This is a genomic window from Cognatishimia sp., assembly GCF_964229375.1.
Classification (GTDB): Bacteria; Pseudomonadota; Alphaproteobacteria; order Rhodobacterales; family Rhodobacteraceae; genus Cognatishimia.
This window is the reverse complement of the sequence record NZ_CAXREH010000125.1, coordinates 1-5095: the sequence shown is the minus strand read 5'-3', so window position 1 is coordinate 5095 and position 5095 is coordinate 1. Positions and strand designations below refer to the sequence as shown.

Sequence of the window (5095 nt, the reverse complement as noted above, 5' to 3'; positions counted from 1 at the left end):
GTCGCTAATGCGGTTTTAACTCTGACAGATCAGTGTCGTCGTCATTGAAGTCGGGTAGGGACTTCACAAGTTCGCTCAGTGGCGAGTTATCGACGGGCAGGGCATCAATGCCGTTGTCTCGTAAAATTGCCTCGCAACGTTTAAATCTGCGCTCTTAGCTTCTGGGTCTTGGACACGTGATAAAAGTTGTTCTGCAAGTGTCCGATGCAGAATATCCATAAGGTCTTTGCTATCCATTTTAATCCAGTCTCATTCTGCGACGTATAAAATTATGAAACGTTAAGTTTCATGTTTCATCGGTGGGTTGGCGTTTAGTTCGTCGGCTACTAGTAAACTCACCGTCCCTACCTAGTGGGTCAGTTTCTCTCCTGTTGTAAGCTGGCCCACGTCCCATTAAAGACATCATTGCTAATAAACCACGTCCCATTTCAGACGGGCTAGGGGCCAACCGTCCGAGCATAAAGGCAATCAAAATCCACGGCGGTCTCAAATATTAGTCAGAAATAGCAGCCGAAAAGGGGTACGGTCTCATTAAGTAAAGCAAATTTAACAGTGACTTACATTAGATTTAGGTTCTGGCGCCGCGAGGCGTGGGGGTTCAAGTCCCTCCACCCGCACCACTCAATTCAATCAGACAGTTACCAAAGTGTTGCGCCTTCGCGCGCAGTGTTTCTGCGCCGTTTAGACGGTGTTTCTAGCCATTTGACCCTCAAACCACGTTGCGAGGACGAAGATGGACATTTTTGACGAGACACTTGGAGCAAGCCGAAGCCTTGCGGGAACCTTTGGCGACATGGTGGATGTCGTGCCCAATGACGCTCAGGATCTGCCGCAGCCTGCAGTGAAGCTCTATGTCGAAACCGGAGGAGCGCTGGTGGTCATGCCGCTCAGCGGAACCGCTCCGATCACTGTGCAAGTGCCTGATTTTTCAGAACTAAGCCTGAATGTCCGACGCGTTTTTGCGTCGGGGACTACGGCTGCTGGCATTAAGGCCTATGTGATCTGATGGCGGGGGTGGGTATCAGCATTCGACAGCACATCGGGGCCTTGGGGGCAATGGACGCAGGGCTGCCTGCGGGCATTCTGCCGATGTCACAAGCCACGCTGCAAGACATGAGCCATGTGACCTCGACAACGGGGGATGTCACATTTGGCGAAGGTGAAATCCAAATGGGCCCCAACTCGCGCGTTACGATCGCGGGGAGTTTCGCGGGTAATCTGTGGGTTCATTCGATTATCAAAGACGTCAGTGGAACCACGCGGGCGCGGTTTCTAAGCCCGACGTATCAGCCCGAAGGTATCCGGCAGCCAGATGGTATGCAGACCTGGGCGTTTCCAAACGCCACCGGCCATGGTGCGTTGGATTTCCTGACGGGCAGCAACTCTGCCTGCACGCTGGTGGGGTTGCAGGTTGTTGATATGACGGCTGTCTTAGCCAAGCCTGCCAAGGTGGTTCTGGCCTTGGGCCAGTCGCTGATGGAGTGCTCGTCCGTTTCGCTGGGTGTGAACCCAAGCGTTGACTGCTGGCCGTCTGCGCGCTGTCTTTACCTGCCGGGCGCGACCTATGCCGGGCGGGGGACAACGCGGGGGCAAGTGCAGGCGATGCATGTGCCGCTTCAGTTCAACGCGATCGGGCAGGGCGTGTCGCCAGCGGCGGCCTTTGCGCAGGAACTCATGCCCTATGTGCCGGAAAGCCATACGCTGGTTATGGCGGCAGGAGCGTGGTCGCAGACTTCGTTGGTTGGGCCTGACGGAGATTGGAATCCGGCGGCGACATCTGCGGATCGCGCGGCCTATCAGTCGGCGATCGATCTGGCGATTGACGGGATGGCTAGCTTGCCGCAAGGCTCAGAAATCATTGGCGTTCTTTGGGCGCAGGGGCAGGGGGATCACGGCAACACGTTTGACGTGGACTACCCGCCTGCCTTTGCTGCTATGCGCAGCCAGATGGAGAGCGATCTGGGCACTGGGCCTTTGCCGTGGATGATCCTTGCACCGCCGCCAGATGGCATCGCGACCTATCAGGATCTGTTTCGCGAAACCCAGTTGAATATGGATCAAAACAGCGGACACGCGCTGGCGCAAACGGGCGTCCATACGGTTGCGCATCCGGCCGGATATATCGAGGATGGCACCCATGTGACCGCCTGGGGCAGCCGGACGATGGGCCGGTTGGCCGCACGCCGGTTTGTGGCGGAAGGGTACCTTTGATGCGGGGCGGCTTTGGGGCCGCCCTTTTCGTTTGAAGTCCGCCTTACAATATTGGCACTTCCATGCCTTTGTGAGGCGCGTTTTGCCTTGTCATTACCCCCCTCGATCTATACAGAGCGACCTCAACGCATGAAGAAGTTAAAGGCGGTGCCAATCGGCGCCGCTATTTAGGTTGAAAGAAGGACGATACAATGCAGGTCACCGAGACCCTGAACGAAGGCCTGAAGCGCGGCTATACCATCACGCTGACCGCAGATGAGCTGGACGCGAAGGTCAACGAAAAACTGTCTGAGGCGCAGCCTGACATCGAAATGAAAGGCTTCCGCAAAGGCAAAGTGCCTATGGCGCTGCTGAAAAAGCAGTTTGGTCCACGCATTCTGGGCGAAGCCATGCAAGAGTCCATCGACGGTGCGATGAGCGATCATTTCGAAGCATCTGGCGATCGTCCTGCGCTGCAGCCAAAAATTGAAATGCAAAACGGCGAAGACTGGAAAGAGGGCGACGACGTTGTTGTCGACATGTCCTACGAAGCTCTGCCAGAGATTCCTGAAGTGGATCTGAAGTCCATCTCGCTTGAGAAACTGGTCGTAAAGCCAGAGGACGCGGACGTCGACGAAGCGCTTGGCAAACTGGCCGAGACTGCGCAGAATTTCAAAGCGCGTCGCAAAGGCTCCAAGGCGAAAGACGGCGATCAGGTCGTTATGAACTTTGTTGGCAAAATCGACGGCGAAGCCTTTGACGGCGGCGCGGGTGAGGATTTCCCACTGGTACTTGGCTCTGGTCAATTCATCCCAGGCTTTGAAGAGCAGCTGGTTGGCGTAAAGGTAGACGAAGAGAAAGACGTAACCGTGTCTTTCCCTGAGGACTATCAAGCCGAGCATCTGGCGGGCAAAGAAGCGGTCTTCTCTTGCACCATCAAAGAAGTCAAAGAGCCAGTGGCCGCAGAGCTGGACGACGAGCTGGCCAAGCAGTTCGGTGCCGAAGACCTGAACGCTCTGAAAGAGCAGGTTTCCGAGCGTCTGGCCGCAGAATATGCTGGCGCATCCCGTCAGGTACAGAAACGTGCTCTGCTGGACGCGTTGGACGCAAAAGTTGCGTTTGATCTGCCACCTTCGCTGGTCGAAGCAGAAGCGAACCAAATCGCGCATCAGCTGTGGCACGAAGAAAACCCAGAGGTGGAAGGTCACGACCACCCCGAGATCACACCAACAGACGAGCACAACTCGCTGGCAGAGCGTCGCGTGCGCCTTGGCCTGCTGTTGGCAGAGCTGGGTCAGAAGGCCGAAGTCGAAGTTTCCGATGCGGAAATGACCCAGGCGATCATGAACCAAGCGCGTCAGTACCCTGGTCAGGAACGTCAGTTCTTTGAATTCGTTCAACAGAACCAGCAGATGCAGCAGCAGCTTCGTGCGCCTCTGTTTGAAGACAAAGTCGTCGACTATGTGTTCGAGCTGGCTCAGGTTTCTGAGAAAGACGTCAGCAAAGCGGATCTGGAAAAAGCAGTTGAGGCGCTGGAAGAAGAGTAATCTTCTTTCAGGCGTCGCCTGTATCGAGACATAAAAAGGGGCTGCTCGGGGAAACGAGCAGCCCCTTTTCATTGCGCCACACTCTACGCAACACGCCTTGGGGAATAAGGCGATTTGTCTGGCCAAGGGACAGGGTAGTACCCTCAACCAATTGAAATAAATAACTTAAATAGGTGACTTAAATGTCGGGACACGCGAGAGACCCGCGTGATCGTGTTTTGTTTTCCCGTCAGGACGAGCTGGACATCTCTGCCGCGACCTGACCGGTCAGCGCATGTTTGAGCGCCAGCGCTGCAGAGCGTTCAGAACTTGAACCGGCCTCTGCAATTTGCTCTTCGCAATAGGTCATCAGGTCTTCAGTTTCTGTCACATCCGTTTCCGGAGACGTTTCACCCAGGGCCTTGATCTTGGCGACCGCTGCGTCTTCGTCGAGCATCACATCGCCCTCGATCCCAGCAAAGGCACGCACCTTGCTGATCCGCTCGTCTGTGCAGTCTAGCAGCGCCGCCAGAGCCGACACTTTGCCCATCGGAACGGTTTTGCCAACATAGCCATGTGGCGCGTTGTCAGAGCGTTTCAGGACGCGGTCCATAACCGGATCGATCACGGTGATGATATCGGTGATACCGGCCGCTTTGGAATATTCCAGAATGCCGACCATCAACTCACAGGTGGCTTTGGACACCGTTGTTTTGCTGTCTTTGCTTTTGATACGCTGTGTATCGACGCAGAAACGTGTTGATTCCCAGATGTTCGGGCTGCGGACCGGCGGTTCGCCTGCCAGAATAGCGTCAAACACGTCGGCCAGCATATGCGGCCCCATTGTCTGAAGCACACGTGCGCAAGAGATGACGTTCATCTCGTCATCAAGGCCCACGATGTAGCTTGGGTTCATGCTGTCAAACTGGTCAATCTCTTTGCCGTCCGTGATGGTGACGTCCCATCCCAAGCGACCTGCGAATACGCGTGCTCGCAGCTGGAACATGTCCTCGAGGACCGTCGGGAAGCGATGCATATTCAATGCGTCTATCGTTAAAATCATGTGCACCCCCAATTGTGCTTTGTCGTAAACCAAGGTTAACGACGCGCAGATAGGGACGGGTATTGTGGGAAACCCGTAGTATTGAATTTTTTAACGAATTTCAGATGCTTGATAGGTCTCTAGGTGTGATGAATGACTTAAGGTCATCCAAAATCACAGGAGTTACCCACAGGGTTATCCACAGGAATTACCCAGGAAAGATCAGGTTCATACCGATTGCACGACCAACGGCCTGAGAGGTGGTCAGTGCGACGAGTTTTTCACGCGAAGAGCGGACGTGAACTTCGACCGTCCGGGTCGAGATGTTCAGAATGTC

Annotated in this window: 4 protein-coding genes and 1 pseudogene; 3 read left to right on the top strand and 2 right to left on the bottom strand. The window is 54.9% G+C overall.

The features are described 5' to 3' along the window. The first annotated feature begins 733 nt into the window (after positions 1–733). The 3 genes from ACEQWH_RS09620 (at position 734) to tig (ending at position 3737) form a co-directional block, all read left to right on the top strand. Positions 734–1006, top strand: coding sequence for a hypothetical protein (locus ACEQWH_RS09620; RefSeq protein ID WP_370230168.1), 273 nt, complete (start codon positions 734–736; stop codon positions 1004–1006). Further along, complete coding sequence (locus tag ACEQWH_RS09615) at positions 1006–2211, top strand: sialate O-acetylesterase (RefSeq protein ID WP_370230167.1); 1206 nt, start codon at positions 1006–1008, stop codon at positions 2209–2211. The genes ACEQWH_RS09620 and ACEQWH_RS09615 overlap by 1 nt, the downstream gene beginning before the upstream one ends. A 191-nt stretch (positions 2212–2402) precedes the next feature. Further along, a complete protein-coding gene (gene tig, locus ACEQWH_RS09610) occupies positions 2403–3737 on the top strand; it encodes a trigger factor (RefSeq protein WP_370230164.1) in 1335 nt (444 codons plus the stop codon). Between the two features lie 229 nt (positions 3738–3966). On the opposite strand, the gene ACEQWH_RS09605 is transcribed toward tig, so the two are convergent. Together ACEQWH_RS09605 and ACEQWH_RS09600 are read right to left on the bottom strand one after the other, a co-directional pair. After that, on the bottom strand, positions 3967–4779 hold the full coding sequence (locus tag ACEQWH_RS09605) for an acyl-homoserine-lactone synthase (RefSeq protein WP_370230162.1): 813 nt from the start codon (positions 4777–4779) through the stop codon (positions 3967–3969). 187 nt (positions 4780–4966) lie between these two features. Further along, positions 4967–5095, bottom strand: a pseudogene (locus ACEQWH_RS09600) (LuxR family transcriptional regulator); the annotation flags it as partial.

Coding starts and splice junctions, on each gene's coding strand:
- ACEQWH_RS09605 (WP_370230162.1), bottom strand. CDS start 4,779: ATGATTTTAACGATAGACGCATTGAATATGCATCGCTTCCCGACGGTC.
- tig (WP_370230164.1), top strand. CDS start 2,403: ATGCAGGTCACCGAGACCCTGAACGAAGGCCTGAAGCGCGGCTATACC.
- ACEQWH_RS09620 (WP_370230168.1), top strand. CDS start 734: ATGGACATTTTTGACGAGACACTTGGAGCAAGCCGAAGCCTTGCGGGA.
- ACEQWH_RS09615 (WP_370230167.1), top strand. CDS start 1,006: ATGGCGGGGGTGGGTATCAGCATTCGACAGCACATCGGGGCCTTGGGG.